The organism is Microvirga sp. ACRRW (genome assembly GCF_022346925.1).
Taxonomy (GTDB): Bacteria; Pseudomonadota; Alphaproteobacteria; order Rhizobiales; family Beijerinckiaceae; genus Microvirga.
In genome coordinates this window covers 161,014-177,902 of record NZ_JAKRNJ010000006.1, presented here as the reverse complement: position 1 = coordinate 177,902, position 16,889 = coordinate 161,014, and the positions used below count along the sequence as shown (strand labels likewise).

The 16,889-nt window shown below is 61.1% G+C and carries 13 protein-coding genes; 4 read left to right on the top strand and 9 right to left on the bottom strand.

Annotated elements, in window-relative coordinates; genetic code table 11:
• Positions 1-137 precede the first annotated feature (137 nt).
• Together MHY87_RS15080 and MHY87_RS15075 are read right to left on the bottom strand one after the other, a co-directional pair.
• Entirely contained in the window at positions 138-785 is a 648-nt protein-coding gene (locus MHY87_RS15080) for a hypothetical protein (RefSeq protein ID WP_239353103.1), read from the bottom strand.
• A 1,376-nt stretch (positions 786-2,161) separates the two neighbouring features.
• Positions 2,162-5,866, bottom strand: a complete 3,705-nt coding sequence (locus tag MHY87_RS15075) for a vitamin B12-dependent ribonucleotide reductase (RefSeq protein ID WP_239353102.1) — start codon at positions 5,864-5,866, stop codon at positions 2,162-2,164.
• Between the two features lie 675 nt (positions 5,867-6,541).
• On the opposite strand from MHY87_RS15075, the gene MHY87_RS15070 reads away from it, so the two are divergent.
• The 3 genes from MHY87_RS15070 to MHY87_RS15060 are packed head-to-tail and all read left to right on the top strand — an operon-like array spanning position 6,542 to position 9,889.
• Positions 6,542-6,955 carry an NADH:ubiquinone oxidoreductase subunit NDUFA12 gene (locus tag MHY87_RS15070; RefSeq protein WP_239353099.1) on the top strand — a complete coding sequence of 138 codons (414 nt, stop codon included), beginning with the start codon at positions 6,542-6,544 and terminating at the stop codon, positions 6,953-6,955.
• A gap of 25 nt (positions 6,956-6,980) precedes the next feature.
• Positions 6,981-9,665: a DUF6165 family protein gene (locus tag MHY87_RS15065; RefSeq protein ID WP_239353096.1), complete on the top strand. Its 2,685-nt coding sequence runs from the start codon at positions 6,981-6,983 to the stop codon at positions 9,663-9,665.
• 2 nt (positions 9,666-9,667) lie between these two features.
• Positions 9,668-9,889, top strand: a complete 222-nt coding sequence (locus MHY87_RS15060) for a hypothetical protein (protein WP_239353094.1) — start codon at positions 9,668-9,670, stop codon at positions 9,887-9,889.
• A 21-nt stretch (positions 9,890-9,910) separates the two neighbouring features.
• Here MHY87_RS15060 and MHY87_RS15055 read toward each other — a convergent pair whose 3' ends face one another.
• Positions 9,911-11,239, bottom strand: a complete 1,329-nt coding sequence (locus MHY87_RS15055) for an alpha/beta fold hydrolase (protein WP_239353091.1) — start codon at positions 11,237-11,239, stop codon at positions 9,911-9,913.
• Between the two features lie 158 nt (positions 11,240-11,397).
• On the opposite strand from MHY87_RS15055, the gene MHY87_RS15050 reads away from it, so the two are divergent.
• Positions 11,398-12,009: a DUF2155 domain-containing protein gene (locus MHY87_RS15050; protein ID WP_239353088.1), complete on the top strand. Its 612-nt coding sequence runs from the start codon at positions 11,398-11,400 to the stop codon at positions 12,007-12,009.
• 6 nt (positions 12,010-12,015) lie between these two features.
• On the opposite strand, the gene aat is transcribed toward MHY87_RS15050, so the two are convergent.
• The 6 genes from aat to MHY87_RS15020 all read right to left on the bottom strand — a co-directional run bounded on the left by aat (position 12,016) and on the right by MHY87_RS15020 (position 16,788).
• Complete coding sequence (gene aat / locus MHY87_RS15045; protein ID WP_239353086.1) at positions 12,016-12,681, bottom strand: leucyl/phenylalanyl-tRNA--protein transferase; 666 nt, start codon at positions 12,679-12,681, stop codon at positions 12,016-12,018.
• A 55-nt stretch (positions 12,682-12,736) separates the two neighbouring features.
• Positions 12,737-13,339 carry a methyltransferase domain-containing protein gene (locus tag MHY87_RS15040; RefSeq protein WP_239353084.1) on the bottom strand — a complete coding sequence of 201 codons (603 nt, stop codon included), beginning with the start codon at positions 13,337-13,339 and terminating at the stop codon, positions 12,737-12,739.
• A gap of 79 nt (positions 13,340-13,418) precedes the next feature.
• On the bottom strand, positions 13,419-14,777 hold the full coding sequence (accC, locus tag MHY87_RS15035; RefSeq protein WP_239353082.1) for an acetyl-CoA carboxylase biotin carboxylase subunit: 1,359 nt from the start codon (positions 14,775-14,777) through the stop codon (positions 13,419-13,421).
• A gap of 8 nt (positions 14,778-14,785) precedes the next feature.
• Positions 14,786-15,256 (bottom strand): acetyl-CoA carboxylase biotin carboxyl carrier protein, encoded by a 471-nt coding sequence (accB, locus tag MHY87_RS15030; protein WP_239353080.1) that lies wholly within the window; start codon positions 15,254-15,256, stop codon positions 14,786-14,788.
• Positions 15,257-15,282: 26 nt separating this feature from the next.
• Positions 15,283-15,750, bottom strand: coding sequence for a type II 3-dehydroquinate dehydratase (gene aroQ, locus MHY87_RS15025; RefSeq protein WP_239353078.1), 468 nt, complete (start codon positions 15,748-15,750; stop codon positions 15,283-15,285).
• Positions 15,751-16,008: 258 nt separating this feature from the next.
• Complete coding sequence (locus MHY87_RS15020) at positions 16,009-16,788, bottom strand: DsbA family protein (RefSeq protein ID WP_239353076.1); 780 nt, start codon at positions 16,786-16,788, stop codon at positions 16,009-16,011.
• Between the last annotated feature and the right edge of the window lie 101 nt (positions 16,789-16,889).

The following is a 16,889-nucleotide window of genomic DNA, read 5'->3' as shown; positions in this document are numbered from 1 at the left end:
GTTTCGTTTTGCGGGGAGATTGGTTGTTCTCAACCAGCTAAAATCTGGGCGCTCCCAAGAACTTCGAAACGCCCATCGCGCGCTTAGAAAGCATTGGCGTGATAACGAGCGGCGAAGACATCTAACGATTTTTTCGGCTATTCGTCCTCCAGTGCGCAGAGTTGCGCAGATTGGTGGAGGTTTACGGAGATGTTTTCGAAGCTGACCGCATTATGAGGGGTGGGGTCGGCATTAGAGCCGACATCATCCTTGGGCTTTGATGCATACCAATCGCCAAAGATAATATAGTCCTCATTGGCCCTGACGCTTTTTAGGATCTTAGGAAGGCCATACAGGCGCGGGATCATAAGGGTTCTCGGCTCATCCTCAACGATTTCCCGACCACACTGGATATGTTCTGCCCGCCCGTTCGTTGAAGGGCAGAGTTTTGTGGGTCTAACTAGAACGGCGACAGGATATTTTGCATTCTGGTAGTCTTCACTTCTGAGTAGCTTTAAAAGTCTTGGGCTGCTGTCTTCCCCAAAAAAGAAATCTGCCCATTTGATCGTCCGGCCACGGTGCCGAATCGAAACTAGAGCACTTAGCTCAGCCTTCTCCTCGAGCAGCGCTGCAATTTTCGCGAGTCCTACTGCTGAACGGCAATATGGTTCCAGCGTACGTCCCGACCAAACTTGAACATGTCTCTGACGCACGACTTCGGGGGATGGCTTTCCTTCGAGGCGCGGTAGTGCGTCGAGCTCATCTTTTAGAATATTGAGTCGAAATACGTATTTCGACTCGTCCAAGGCCAATATTGGACGTCGGTGTTCTTCTAAGCTTTGTCCTAGTGCTGCTAATGTTTGTAACTGAGATGTGACGCTGTACTTGCATACCTCGGTATGATCGTGGAGGGGGCTGAGGCGGAGATAGGGAGAGACCTCAATACCGTCACCTCGCCGATATCCGTTGGTAAAGATTACGGGCGTGCCACAGCAGTTGCACCAAACGGGCTGTCCCTTTTGAAGCTCTGAGATTCTTAGGACATCCCCCGTCGCGCTTCTTGCGCGATACATGCGTAAACCCTTCGCCATAGATACCTCCGAGGCGGGATTTATGCACGCCTAAGCATCAAGTGCCAAGATGTCGTCAACTATAAGTATGGGGGCCATGTACTCTTCATCCACACCATTTGAATTACGCGAGATAATTCGTGCCAAACTTGATGATCGGAGGGTGCTGAAGAAGTGGTGGTGTTGACGACCGAGAGGAAGCCGGCCTGTTTCAAGCATCAGATCGACGTGAGTTTCCCCCTCTTTGTCAGTCAATAGTACGGAGCGAACGTGGGGCGATGCGAGAGATCGAGCAAGCAGGCAAATGCCAGCAACCTGTGGACCTGATGTAAATCCAAGGTACCCGTTAAAGCCGGAATCTTCAGGTAATGCTTCTAGCGCAATAGGAGGACCACTTTCACCCATCCAACAGTAACGCTCTAGCTTTGCTGGTTTGCACATGGTCGAACATCTCCGCACTTTCAGGATGTCTGTCGGCAGAAGGCAAGCCAGGCGTTTGTTCGTTGATTGAGCAGATAATTGAGCAGATATCAGTCGGTGTTGCCTGAATACATCAGGATTGTTCTGCGTTTTCTATGTTCCGTCAGTCGATAAACAAAACCCGTCGCATGCAACTGCGGCGGGCTGTTGTGTCAATCGAGTCAGGCTGAAGGGTGAATCCAGTCTAACTTTGGTTCCACTCTCAGACAGCTATTTAGCGCTTTTCGCTAGAGTCGGACCGACTGCTGTCGGCCCAATTGCCGTCATGCCATAACACGCGCCTGACTAGCCGCTTCTGGCACATCTGAGGCATTGCGGCTTGGACTGCTCCAGGCGCCAAATCTGACATGAAGAGGATTCAGGCTGACCCGGACGATTTCGAAGACGACTGAAACGGCTGGCGTCTGATCTTCACCACCTTCGAGGGCCGCGTGTGAGAGCCGAAGGGTGAATCCAGCCGAACTTAAGTTTCACTCTCACACTTCATACTTGCTGAATTGGAAAAGGCCGGAAATCCGGCCTTTTCGCTTATCAATTGGGGTGCGGCACCTTTCCGCTAACTTTGCGGACACACATTGGGTCAATTTGGCCAACCCTAAAGAGCGCCCACAATGGCTTCCGGGGTCCTTATTTTACGAGCACCCCGTCGTGCTGCCGCAAGTATCGCACTTCAGACACGTTCCGTTCCGCACCAGCGTGAAATTCGCGCATTCGGGGCAGGATTCACCGACATAGCCTTTCATCTTGGCCTCGGCGCGCTTGTCCGCGATGGACGGGGCGGCTGCCGGGGCGAAGGCGAGCTTGGACATCTCGGCTTCGCCGACGACCTGCTCCTGCGGGGCGGGCGATGCGAGTTCGCTCTTGAGAGCGTTCGCGCCAACGGTAGCCGGGCGCTGAGCGATGCCGCCAGTGCTGCCGGCGCCGCCGCCGGGGATCAGCATGAGGCGGTCCACGTTACCGCGGGTGAAGCCGCGGGAGACGATGGCGGTTGCGGGGGCTGCTTCCGGCGCCTTCGACTGGGCTTCGCCCGAGCCGATGGTGGTGGGGCCAGCTTCCGAGGGGTCCACGTGGGCGAGGTCGTTGCGGCTGAGATAGGACACGGCCAGCTCGCGGAACACGTAGTCGAGGATCGACGTCGCGGACTTGATGCGCTCGTTGCCCTGCACGAAGCCTGCGGGCTCGAAGCGCGTGAAGGTGAAGGCCTCCACGTATTCTTCCAGCGGCACGCCGTATTGCAGGCCGAGCGAGATCGCGATGGCGAAGTTGTTCATCATCGCACGGAAGGCGGCGCCTTCCTTGTGCATGTCGATGAAGATTTCGCCCAGTCGGCCGTCATCGTATTCGCCAGTACGCAGATACACTTTATGGCCACCGACGACGGCCTTCTGGGTGTAGCCTTTGCGGCGGTCGGGCATCTTCTCGCGCTCGCGCATCGCGACGATCCGCTCGACAACCTTCTCCACGATCTTTTCCGACACGTGGGCTGCCTTGGCGGCTGCGGGCATGGCGGCGATGGCCTCGGCTGCGTCCTCCGCATCCTCGTCCTCGTCGGAGATGAGGGCCGAGTTCAGCGGCTGCGAGAGCTTGGAGCCGTCGCGGTAGAGGGCGTTGGCCTTCAGCGCCAGCTGCCAGGAGAGCATGTAGGCGTTCTTGCAATCCTCGACGGTGGCGTCGTTGGGCATGTTGATGGTCTTGGAGATCGCGCCCGAGATGAAGGGCTGCGCCGCCGCCATCATGCGGATGTGGCTTTCGACCGAGAGATAACGCTTGCCGATCTTGCCGCACGGATTGGCGCAATCGAACACCGCGTAATGCTCCACCTTCAGGTGCGGGGCACCTTCAAGCGTCATCGCACCGCAGATGTGGATGTTCGCGGCCTCGATATCGGCCTTCGAGTAGCCGAGGAACGAGAGCAGGTCGAAGGACGGATCGTTGAGCTTCTCGGCCGGGACTTTGAGCGCGCCGGTGAGGAAGTCCTCGCCGAGCGTCCAGCGGTTGAAGACGAACTTGATGTCGAAGGCGGACTTGAGGCCCTTCTCGACGGCGTCGATCTTGTCCTGCGTGAAGCCCTTCGCGCCGAGCGAGCCCGGGTTGATGGCGGGCGCCTGCTTCATGGAACCGTGGCCGACCGCATAGGCCTCGATCTCGGCGATCTCGGATTCACGGTAGCCCAGCGCGCGAAGCGCATCCGGCACGGCGCGGTTGATGATCTTGAAGTAGCCGCCGCCGGCGAGCTTCTTGAACTTCACGAGAGCGAAGTCGGGCTCGATGCCGGTGGTGTCGCAATCCATCACGAGGCCGATCGTGCCGGTGGGCGCGATGACGGTGGACTGGGCGTTGCGGTAGCCGTTCTTCTCGCCGAGCTCGAGGGCCTGATCCCAGGCGCGCTTGGCGTGAGCGACGAGGTCCTGATCGGGGCAGGAAGCGTGATCGAGCGGAACCGGGTTGACCGAGAGACCTTCGTAACCCGTGGCTTCGCCATGGGCCGCGCGGCGGTGATTGCGGATCACGCGCAGCATCGACTTGGCATTGGCCTTGTAGTTCGGGAACGCGCCCAGCTCGCCCGCCATCTCGGCGGAGGTGGCATAGGACACGCCGGTCATGATGGCGGTGAGCGCGCCGCCGAGAGCACGGCCCGCATCGCTATCGTAGGGCAGGCCCATGGTCATGAGCAGGCCGCCGATATTGGCATAGCCGAGGCCGAGGGTGCGGTACTCGTAGGAGAGCTGCGCGATTTCCTTCGACGGGAACTGCGCCATCATCACCGAGATTTCGAGCACCACGGTCCAGAGGCGGCAGGCATGTTCGAACGAGTCCGCGTCGAACTTGTGCGCGGCGCGGTCGAAGAACTGCAGCAGGTTCGCAGAGGCAAGGTTGCACGCCGTGTCGTCCAGGAACATGTATTCCGAGCACGGGTTCGACGCCCGGATGCGGCCACCGGCGGGGCTGGTGTGCCAGTCGTTCATGGTGGTGTTGAAGTGCAGGCCGGGATCGGCGGAGGCCCAGGCGGCATGGCCGATCTGCTCCCACAGGTCGCGGGCCTTGAGGGTCTTGATGACCTTGCCGTCCTTACGCGCCGTGAGCTTCCAGTCGCCGTCGTTCTCGACAGCGCGCAGGAAGTCGTCCGTCACGGAGACGGAGTTGTTCGAGTTCTGGCCGGAGACCGTGAGATAGGCTTCCGAGTCCCAATCGGTGTCGTAGACCGGGAAGTCGATATCCGTGTAGCCCTGCTTCGCGAACTGGATGACGCGCTTGATGTAGTTGTCCGGGATCATGACCCGGCGCGCCATCTTGATCTCCTTCTTCAGAGCCGGGTTCTTCTCCGGATCGAAGCAGGCGTCGCCAGGAGCCTCGCAGTTCACGCAGGCCTTCATGATGGCCTTGAGGTGCTTGGAAGCGAGCTTGGAGCCGGCGACGAGGGCCGCGACCTTCTGCTCTTCCTTCACCTTCCAGTCGATGTAGCTCTCGATATCCGGGTGATCGACATCGACCACGACCATCTTCGCCGCGCGGCGGGTGGTGCCGCCCGACTTGATCGCGCCCGCAGCGCGGTCGCCGATCTTGAGGAAGGACATGAGGCCCGAGGAACGGCCGCCGCCGGAGAGCTTCTCGCCCTCGCCACGGAGGTTGGAGAAGTTTGAGCCGGTGCCCGAGCCGTACTTGAACAGGCGCGCCTCGCGGACCCACAGGTCCATGATGCCGCCTTCGTTCACCAGGTCGTCCTCGACGCCCTGGATGAAGCAGGCATGCGGCTGCGGATGCTCGTAGGACGACTTCGACTTCGTCAGCTTGCCGGTCTTGTAGTCCACGTAATAGTGGCCCTGGCCGGGGCCGTCGATGCCGTAGGCCCAGTGCAGGCCGGTGTTGAACCATTGCGGCGAGTTCGGCGCCACCATCTGGTTGGCGAGCATGAAGCGCAGCTCGTCATAGAAGGTCTGGGCGTCTTCCTCGGAGGAGAAATAGCCGCCCTTCCAGCCCCAATAGGTCCAGCAGCCGGCGAGACGGTCGAAGACCTGCTTGGAGGAGATCTCAGAGCCGAAGCGCTTGTCTTCCGGAAGCTTGGCGAGCTTGGCCTCGTCGGGCACGGAGCGCCACAGCCAGGAAGGAACGTCGTTCTCCTCGACCTTCTTCAGGTGAGCCGGAACGCCGGCCTTGCGGAAGTACTTCTGAGCGAGAACGTCCGAGGCCACCTGGCTCCAGGTTTCCGGCACTTCGATGTTCTCAAGCTTAAAGACGATCGACCCGTCCGGATTGCGGATCTCGCTCGTGGCGAGCCGGAAGGCGAGGGAGGAATAAGGCGACTGGCCAGACTTGGTATAGCGCCGCTCGATCCGCATCTTGTAAATCCTCAAGTTTGGGGACAAACGTCCCCGTCGCCACAAGTTGCCCCTGTGGCTTTCAGCCCCAAAAAGTTTTTCGATACCCCAACGATCCGTTTTGCGGATCGCCACACGCACCACGCCCGAGTTACGGTCTCCCTCCAGACGCCACAGCTCACGCGGCAAGCAACTTGCCACGGACTCTGGAACGCTCACTCGGGGGAGATTTCGACCTCCCTTTCGGGCCGGTCGCCGGTCTCGGATCGGAACCCCGGCAAGCTAGTCGTGATGCGAGCCTTACGTCAAGAACTTGTGCCGAACGTTTCTGTTCCGACTATATATAGTGGGCAAGTGTTAACAATGTGGAAAAGTGGCTAAGCCTCAGAGACTCCTCTCAGAATCCAAATTCGACTTTTCAAACGGTCAAACTTGGCCGGCTCAGATTTGCGTTTTTGCCACCCACAAGAGACCCCAAATGTTGTGCCGGCGCATCAATTTCCCATAGGGAAGGGAGGGGGGGTCAAAAAGCCGGCTCAAGCGGCAAAATCCCGTGAATCCGGGAAAAACCGCCTCAGAATCGCCCAAGAAGAATCAATCGAGAATCAGTTGCGGCTTTCGCAGCGGAAAAGCTGGACTTCGCGGCGCTCAAAAGTCATATTCCGCGCAACTTTGAGAACCCCCTCGGCGGTAGCGATGAAAACCTTTTTGGCTCAGTTCTTTACCTGGTGGAATGGACAGACCCTCGGCACGCGATTCTTTACCTGGCGCAAGGGCCAGTTCGTGGGCCAGGACGAGTTCGGCAACAAGTACTACCGCTACACTCAAGCGACCCCCATCGACTCGAATGTGGGGGCCGAGCGCCGCTGGGTCATCTATAACGGCGATGCCGATGCCTCCCGCGTGCCTCCCGGCTGGCGCGCCTGGCTTTGCCACAACGGCGACGTGGCCCCGAGCGAGGAGAGCTACACGGCCCGCTCCTGGGAGAAGACTCATCTCCCCAACATGACCGGCACGCCTTACGCCTATCGTCCGCAGGGCTCCCAGCTCTCGACAGGCCAGCGCCCAGCCGCCACTGGCGACTACGTTCCCTGGACACCCGGCGAGTAAGACCATCCCAAAGCTATAGCCAGCCATGCCCTCAGACAGCAACGTTACAGGCGAACAGCGTCTTCCTGTTCCGAGCGATGCGCAACTCGATGCGCTGAAGCGCATTGCCGACCGAGAGCAGGGCCGGGGCAATCACGGCATGGCCAATGCGCTTCGCGAAGCCCTGGGGCCGGCACGCTCGGGCGATACGAACGCGCAATGGGATATTGTCCGTATCCTGTTCATGCTTGAGGAATGGAAGGCTGCCTGGGACGCCTATGCATGGCGCTGGCACATTATGCCCAAGGCGCCGAAGCTGAGTTTCCAGCGCAACGGGCAAACCGTGGAGCTGCCTCGCTGGACCGGCGGCGAACTGCCTAAGAAGCTCGTCGTGCTCGATGAGCAGGGTGCCGGCGACACCATCATGTTCAGCCGGTTCCTGGCGGATCTCGTTGAGAGAGGCGTCGAGACCTACGCCTTTATCAGTGCCAAGCACGACGACAAGCCGGACATGGGTGCCTTGATCGGCACCATGGGCTTGCCGGTCAAGATCATATCGGATTTTCAGGCATCGCTTAAGGGCATTCAGGCTTGGACCGCCATGGCGGATCTGCCGGGTGCCCTGGACCTGCCGGCAGACCAATATGCCCGCCGCGTGCCCTATCTGAAGGCGGACCCCGCGCGCGTGGCGCGCTGGCGCGAACGGATCGGAACGCACGGGCGCCGCATCGGGATTGTTTGGCAGGGCAGCAGAATCAATCCGGGAGATGCCCATCGTTCCATGCCTCTGGAGCAGCTGGCGCCTCTCGCCGCCATCGACGGCGTACGCCTGATCAGCCTGCAGAAGGGCTTCGGCGGAGAGCAAATCGACACCTGCTCGTTCCGCGACAAGATCGAACGGCTCGGTCCGGATTTCGATGCCGGTCCGGACGCGTTCCTCGATTCCGCTGCGGTCATGGAGAGCCTCGACATGATCGTGGCGGTCGACACCTCCATCGCTCATTTGGCCGGTGCTCTCGGGCGGCCGGTAAAGCTTCTCTTGTCTCATTCATCCGCCGATTGGCGCTGGCTCGCGCCCTCCCGGCAAAATACGGTTTGGTATCCAAGCATGAATATTTATCGCCAATCTCAAGACGGCGACTGGTCTCAGCCGGTTGCGAAGGCTATCGAGGACATCAACAACGGTCCCAACCCGGACGATGCTGCACCCGTCACGCTGTCGGAGCCGACCTTCAACAGTCCGAATGCGGCGCAACTCGAAGAGCTGAAGCGTCTCGCCAAGCGTGAGCAGAAGAGAGGCAATTACGACGCGGCCAACGTGCTTTACAACTTCGTTCGCCTGTCGAACCCCGTCGACAAGAACGCGAAATGGGGTCTTCTGTACGGCCTGTTCATGCGCGAGCAATGGGACACAGCCTGGGAGGCTTATAGCTGGCGGCTGGACATGATGGACGACCCGCCCAAGGTGGCGTTCAACAGGGGCGGCGAAAGGATCGAGCTGCCGCGATGGCTCGGCGGTCCCGCGCCGAAGAAGCTCATCGTGCTCGACGAGCAGGGCGCAGGCGACACCATCCTGTTCTGCCGCTTCCTGGCCGATCTTGCGAAGCGCGGCATCGAGACCTGCGTTGTTCTGAACAACAAGCCGGCTCTTTGCGCTCTCATCCGCACCATGGGGCTGCCTATCGAGATCACGTCCGAGCCCAAGGGCGCGATGGATTATCTGGAGGCCTGGACCGCCATCGGAGATCTGCCGAGGGCGCTCGGCACGCCGCCGGAGGAATATGTCCGGTATGTGCCCTATCTGAAGGCGGACCCCGCGCGCGTGGCGCGCTGGCGTGAGCGGATCGGAACGCAGGGCTTCCGGATCGGTATTGCCTGGCAGGGCAACCCCGCTTACTCGGCCGACAACAAGCGCTCCATCCCTCTGGAACAGCTGGCGCCTCTCGCCGCCATCGACGGCGTGCGCCTGGTCAGCCTGCAAAAGGGCTTCGGCGAGGAGCAGATCGACACCTGTTCGTTCCGCGATAAGATCGAACGGCTCGGTCCGGATTTCGATGCCGGTCCGGACGCCTTCCTCGATTCCGCTGCGGTCATGGAGAATCTCGATCTGATCGTGTCGGTCGATACATCTCTTGCTCATCTGGCCGGCGCTCTCGGACGGCCGGTGAGCCTGCTTCTCTGGAATCCGGATGCGGATTGGCGCTGGCTTGCCCCGCCCCGGCAGGACAATGTCTGGTATCCCAACACGCGGCTTTATCGCCACGTGAAGGAAGGCGACTGGTCGGATGCCGTGATGCAATGCGCCCAGGATATCCGGAGCAGGCTCGGACAAAGCACCGTGAACGCGGAGCCGTTGATGGCGCCGGTTTCCGATGGCGAGCTGATCGACAAGATGACGATCCTCGGCATCAAGGAGGCGCGCATCGCCGATCCCGCCAAAGTGGCCAATGTCAAAAGGGAACTTGCTCTTCTGACGGAGATCCGCTCCAAGCGAGGCCTGAACGGTCCCTTCATCGACATGAAGATGAAGGAGCTGCGCCAGGTCAACGAAGCTCTCTGGGATGTCGAGGATCTGTTGCGCGAGCACGAGAAGCGCGGTGATTTCGGTGCGGAGTTCGTGTCGTTGGCTCGGAAGGTCTATGTGACCAACGACCGACGGGCCGCGCTCAAGAAGGAGATCGATCGCTCGACGGGCTCCACGATCACCGAAGAAAAGTCCTACAAGGGATAAGCATGCTCAACAGGCCGCAGAACCGCACCTGTGTCGAGTGTGGCCGTCCTTATGGCCACACCGATTTTGCGTATCACGCAGGCAAGATCGAGAACGGTCCGTCCTATTGGTCGGACCGCGGCCTTCTGTGCTCGGCCGCCTGCTCGACGGCGCATTACGAGAAGCGGGAGAAGGCGGGCGATGCCATGAAGGAGCCCGCGCCCGATCCGTTCGAGCGGGGCTGATCTTCCTATAGCCGCACGATTTTATCTGGCTTTGGCTTTCAGCCACTCGGCGATGATGCGTGCTACATTCGGATGCGTTTCGCCTTCCTCTTCCGCGCGGCGCATGCGGAAGCTCTCATCCTGATCCTTCATGCGGTAGAACGAGTGATCCATGTCGGGGATCTCCACATAGGTTGCTGCGCCCGGACGGACCGCGTTGATCGCGGATACGATCTCGTGATGCTCTTCGGCGCTGGTGATGAAATCCGCGCTTCCATAAATCACGAGAGTGTCGGGCTTCAGACGCGTCCAGAGGTCCGCGTAGTTGATGGCAGCGATCTGCTGCAGATAGGCGTCGGAGGAGGGGATCTTCATCTCTTCCGCGCAGGCGGGGCGCTTTTCCAGAATCTGCGCGCGCGGTGTTTTCTCGATCAGCAAGTGATGCATGCACCATTGCTTGAGCTGCATCTGCGCGCCGATCTTGGCAAGCGGCATGCCCTCCATCTTGAGCTGGCGGCGGCGGTTGATCAGCTCATACTCGAACCATGTGCTGCCGACGGTTTCTGCAACCGCAAGGCCGCGCACGGGGACCTTTTCCGCAACAAGCGGGCCGACGATGCCGCCGATGCTGTGGCCGAGGATGAACACCTTCTCGGGGTCGACGTAGGGCTTGCTTTTCAGGGCGTTAAGGCCTGCCACATAGCCTGCCACTTCCGTGTCGAGATCGGCCGTTGCACAGGCCTCGCCCATGCTGTCGCCCATGCCGGTCTTTTCCACCCGCATGGTGGCGAAGCCTTCGCGGGTCAGGTCCGCGAGGATCTGGCGATAGGGGGTCTTCTGATCGAAGGGATAATCGATGCTGTAGCAGCCGATGCCGCCCACGAACAGAACGGCGGGGCGTCGCTCCTCGCCCTTCGGCTTCGTGACGATGGCGCGGCGCAAGGCTCCTCCGGATTCGACGGCCTCGTAGAGGGTCTCGTAATCGGAGGACGATTCCGGCGGAAAACCGATGAGGGTGACCTGCTGTTCAAAAACCTTGCCGTCGCGGACGAGTGAGAGAGACACGCTGTCGCCCGCGCGCTTCCTGCGGACGGCGCCGATCACGTCGGCGGATGAGCGGACGGGAGCCTGGTCGAGCTTCAGAAGGATGTCCTTCGCTTGCAACCCGGCCTTTTCTGCCGTGGAGCCGGGAATCACGCGCTCGATCAGCAATCCTTCTCCTGTGGGAACAAGGCCCCCGGCACGCATGGCCTCCGGCACGGAAGCCATGCTGATTCCCACGAAGGCGCGGCGCGCCAGTTCCGCGCCCTGGGCCTGCAAGGGCAGGGCGAGCAGAAGGATCGTCAAAAGAGAGCGGTGAAGCGACGGCATGCGGAATCCTCGATGAGAGGTGTAATTTTATCCTATCGCCGCCCCAGCGGCCAAGCTTTCCTTCTCATCGCCCTTTTTCCAACACGGTTGGCATGTTAACGCGTGTCCGTATGAGAACGGCCGTGTCCGGCCGGGCAAGAAGGCGTGGATCAGGAATCATGAAGTTTGGATGGACGCGGGCCGCTCTGGTGCTTGCATCGATCATCGGCACGGCAGGCGCAGCCCAGGCGGACAGAATCAAGAATCCGACGGCGGTCTTCTCCGGGCTCGACAAGATCACCGGGCGCATCGTCTCGTTCGAGGTGAAGGTCGATGAGACGGTGCAGTTCGGTGCTCTTCAGATGACGCCGCGCGTCTGCTACACCAAGCCGCCCACAGAGGCCCCGAACACCACATCCTTCGTCGAGGTAGAGGAAACCGGCACGGATGGCGCCTCCCGCAAGGTGTTCTCCGGTTGGATGTTCGCGGCAAGCCCGGGCCTGCACGGCATTGAGCACCCGGTCTATGATATTTGGCTCGTGGACTGCAAAGGCGGCACGGAAGTGATCGCAGAGCCGAAGGAAGCCCCGGAAGAGCTGCCGCCCATCGAGCCGACCGCGCAGCGCACGCCTGCGGAGGCTGGACGGCCAGGCAATATCATGGAGCCCTCCGGCGCCGCACAACCTCTGCCGCCTGCGCCCCCGCTGAATGCGGCGCCTCAGCAGAGACCGGCCCAGCGGCCCAGCCGGGACTTCAACCGCAACGCGCCGCTTATCAATACCGATCGCTGAGGCGTACTAGATCGCGGCGAGAACGTCCTCGCCGCGTACGTTTTGGCCCCGTGGCCAGACATGCCAGTCGCCCTCATGCTCCAGGGCCGCGCGCAGGATCTGCTTGTAGCTGCGCCGGGGAACCTCGACGGCGCCGAATTGGGCGAGGTGAGGGGTCACGAACTGCGTGTCGAGAAGGGTGAAGCCCCCACGCTTGAGCCGGGCGACGAGGTGGACGAGAGCGATCTTCGAGGCGTCGCGCTCCGTATGGAACATGCTCTCGCCGAAGAACGCGCCTTTCAGCCGGACTCCGTAGAGGCCACCCACCAGCTGACCCTCGCGATAAACCTCGACCGTGTGGCAGAAGCCAGCATCGAACAGCTGGCCGTAGAGATCCCGGATGCGCCGGTTGATCCAGGTCTTTTCCCTGTCGGCGGCAGGCGCGGCGCAGCCGGCGATCACCGCATCGAAATCGTGGTCGACCCGAATCTCGAACTCGTCGGAGCGGATCGTGCGGGCCAGGCGCTTCGGCACATGAAAGCCGTCGAGGGGGATGATGCCCCGCTCGCGCGGCTCGACCCAGAAAATGGAGGGGTCGTCCGCATCCTCGGCCATGGGGAAGATGCCTGCGGCATAGGCCTTGAGCAGGATCTCGGGCGTAATAGTGATGGTATCGTCGGGAGACAGGGCCATGGACTCGTATAACCGACTGGGATCATGTCATAAATAGACACAACTGCGCCGGAAGTCAGACCGGGGAGATGCAGAATTTCGCAACCTGTTCGAGTTGCTCCTTGCTCAAGGCAGCCTTCGTTGCGACGCACCACAGCTCACGGGCCTCCTTCATTCTGTGGCAATAGACGCTGCGAAACTTGGAGGCCGCGCAGGCATCTCCGAGCGTCTTGGCTGTAAAGCCCGTGTGGTGAGCCATGTAGAGGTTGCCCTTCGCCATGGACGGACGGAAGCCATAGAGCATGTCGACGGCTGAGACGGGTCCCATGCTGCTGGCATAAAGGGGCTCGTCGATCTTGCCCGAGGCCAGGGCTTGGCCGATGGTCTGCAGATCGGGGCAGCGGATGATCGCAACGCCGGTGCTCTTCAGAACCCGGTGAAAGGCGTTAAGGGCGACAGGCACCTCGTGCGGGTACAGGTGTTCGATGCTGTGGCTCGAATAGACCGCGTCGAAGCTGTTCGACTCCACCTTGGCAAGATCCGGCAGCTTGTCGACGATGTCCGGCTTCACGCTCTTGTCGATATCGAGCGAGACTTCCTCCCATTCGGGGCTCTGAAAGGCGCGAATGGTTTGCGGCTTGCGATAGCGGCCGGAGCCGACATGTAAAAAACGAGGCATGTGCATCTGCCCCGCTTGCAATCATCGGCAGGGCCTCCCTTGCCGCGCAAGGTAAAGTCCTGCCGATGTTATAACAAGTTTATTCCACGTCCGCGAGGCCGCCCGTCTTCAGGAAGTTCTCGAGCCAGTGAATGTCGTACTGGCCGTTCTGAATGTCGGGGTTGCGCACGAGGGTGCGGAAGAGCGGCAGCGTCGTGTCCACGCCGTCGACCACGAACTCGTCGAGCGCACGGCGCAGGCGCATGAGGCACTCGTTGCGGGTGCGGCCATGCACGATGAGCTTGCCCACGAGGGAATCGTAATGCGGCGGGATGCGGTAGCCCTGATAGGCTGCCGAGTCGACGCGCACGCCGAGACCGCCCGGCGGGTGGAAGTAGCTGATCGTGCCCGGCGAGGGGCGGAAGGTCGAGGGATGCTCGGCATTCACGCGGCACTCGATGGCATGGCCTTCGATCTTGATGTCGGCCTGCGTCACCGAAAGCGGATGGCCTGCGGCGACACGGATCTGCTCGTTCACCAGGTCGATGCCGGTGATCATCTCCGTGACCGGGTGCTCCACCTGAATACGCGTATTCATCTCGATGAAGTAGAACTCACCGTCCTCGTAGAGGAACTCGATGGTGCCGGCGCCAGCGTATTTCAGCTCCTGCATGGCTTTCGCCACGACACCGCCGATGCGCTCGCGCATCTCGAGGTTGAGAGCCGGCGACGGGCCTTCCTCCCACACTTTCTGGTGACGGCGCTGGAGGGAGCAATCGCGCTCGCCAAGGTGAATGGCGTTGCCCTTGCCGTCGCCGAGAACCTGGATCTCGATGTGACGCGGCTTCTCGAGATATTTCTCGATATAGACGGCATCGTCTCCGAACGCGGCCTTCGCCTCGGTCTTGGCGGTGTGCAGCGCGTGAACGAGGTCTTCCTCGTTGCGCGCAACCTTCATGCCGCGACCGCCGCCGCCGGCGGCAGCCTTGATGATGACAGGATAGCCGATGCTTTTCGCGACCTTCTTGGCCTCGCCTTCATCGGAAATGCCGCCTTCCGAGCCTGGCACGCAAGGGATGCCGAGACGCTTTGCCGTGCGCTTCGCCTCGATCTTGTCGCCCATGATGCGGATGTGCTCCGCCTTGGGGCCGATGAAGGCGATGCGGTGGTGCTCCAGCACCTCGGCGAAGCGGGCATTCTCGGAGAGGAAGCCGTAGCCGGGATGGATGGCGTCCGCGCCGGTGATCTCGCAAGCCGCGATCAAGGCCGGGATGTTGAGATAGCTGTCACGGGCGGCCGGCGGGCCGATGCACACGCTCTCATCGGCGAGGCGCACATGCATGGCGTCTGCGTCGGCGGTGGAATGCACCGCGACGGTGGCAATCCCGAGCTCCTTCGCCGCGCGCAGGATGCGCAGGGCGATCTCGCCTCGGTTGGCAATGAGGATCTTATCGAACATGTCGCGCCTTACTCGATGACGAGGAGGGGTTCGCCGTATTCAACAGGGGTTCCGTCTTCGACATAGATGGCGGTCACGGTGCCGGCGCGGGGAGCGACGATCTCGTTGAAGGTCTTCATGGCCTCGACGAGCAGAACCTTGTCGCCGGCCTGGACCTTGGAACCGATTTCCACGAAGGACTTCGCATCGGGCGAAGGCTTGCGGTAGGCGGTGCCGACCATCGGCGAGAGGACGGCACCCGGATGGGGAGCGCCCGGCTTGGCAGCAGCCTCAGCTGCAGCAGCCGGCGGGGGCGCCACCACGGGAGCCGGAGCAAGAGCCGCGGGAGCCGACACCATCATGGGAGCCGCCTGCAGGGTGCGCGCCACGCGGATGCGAAGGTCGCCCTTCTCCACTTCGATCTCGCTGAGATTCGTATCGGCGATCAGGTTCGCCAGCTCCCGGACGAGATCGGGATCGAAAGGATTATCCTTGGCCATGGGGCTCACCTCTTGATTGTGAGGAACTAATGCTGGGAAGGTTTCGCGACCTTGGCCCGCTCGACCATGACACGGTGAACCGCTTCCACCCCGAGCAGATAGCTCATGGGACCGAAACCGCAGATCACGCCGACTGACACGGGTGCAATGAGCGAGCGATGGCGAAAGCCCTCGCGAGCATGAACATTGGAAAGATGGATCTCGACCGTCGGAGCGCCGCTGCCGGAGATGGCATCGCGCAAGGCGATCGAGGTGTGGGTGTAAGCGCCGGCATTGATGACGATGCCCGCGCCTTGCGCTCCTGCTTCCTGGATCCAGTCGACCAGATGTCCTTCATGGTTGGACTGGCGGAACGTGATCGCCGCTCCCAAGGTCTCAGCCTTCTCACGCACGAGCTTCTCAATGTCCGGAAGCGTGGTGCTGCCGTAAATCTGAGGCTCTCTGCGGCCGAGCAGGTTGAGGTTGGGTCCGTTGAGGACGTGGATGGTGATCATCGCAAAAGGAGCGTTCCGGAAAGCCCCGCCAGGCGGGGCCGAAACGCCCTCTTAGCCAAAAGGCGAGCATGGGGGAAGGGGAAAAGCGGGACTTTCCCAAGGCTTGAGCGGGTTTCCGTAGGGAAGAGGGGGCAAATAGGCGCCTTTACGGGCTCTGCTCCTTGCCATGGCCGAGCTTGTCCCGGCCATTTACGTCTCTGGTGCTCAGATCCTAAAGGCGTGGATCCCCAGAACAAGTCCGGGGATGACTGTGATGCCTTAGCCGCAATTCGCCTTGCCGCAGGAGCGGACGTTGTCGATGAGCTGCTTCAGGGGCTCGACGCCGACGGCACCGGGGATCACGGCTTCGCCGATGACGAAGGCGGGGGTGCCGGTCAGGTTCAGCTTGTCGCCCAGCGCCATGTTCTCTTGAAGGGCTTTACGCTGCTCGGGGCTCTCCATGTCCTTCTGCAGCTTGGCGATATCGACGCCCATCTCCTTGGCGACAGCCATGGCGCGCTCGCCGTTCACCCGGCCGCGGGTTTCCAGAACCTTCACGTGGTAGTCGAAGAGCTTCTGGCCCTGCAGCTGGTTCTTCACGGCCAGGGCCACGCGGCTCGCCTCGACGGAATCGGGTCCGAGAACGGGGAAGTCCTTCAGCACGACGCGCAGCTTCGGGTCGGCCTTCATGAGGGTCTGCACGTCGGCGAGGGCCTTTTTGCAGTAGCCGCAATTGTAGTCGAAGAACTCGACCAGGGTGATGTCGCCGGACGGGTTGCCCGTCACATAGGAATGCGGTGCATTGAGGAGCGTCTGCTTGGTTTCCTGCACAGCGCCGGCCTGGGCCACCTGCTGAGCTTCGGCCTGACGCTTTTCGAGCTCGCTGATGACCTCGGTCAGAACCTCGGGGTTCTTCAGGAGGTATTCCTTCACGACCTCGCCGATAGCCTGCTTCTGTTGCTCGCTGAAGACGGCGTTCTGCGCCTGAGCTGCCGGGGCGACGGCAAGCGTGCCGAGCAGGGCCAAGGCCTGGAAGGTTTTGAGAAGCGGGAAACGCATATCCGGTCCTTTGCGGAGCTTTCGATAAAATCTGGTGCGAGTTAGCGGCTTGAGGAGTGCGGCGTCAAATCACGCCTTCGTTCACCCTCGCGTGTCATCCC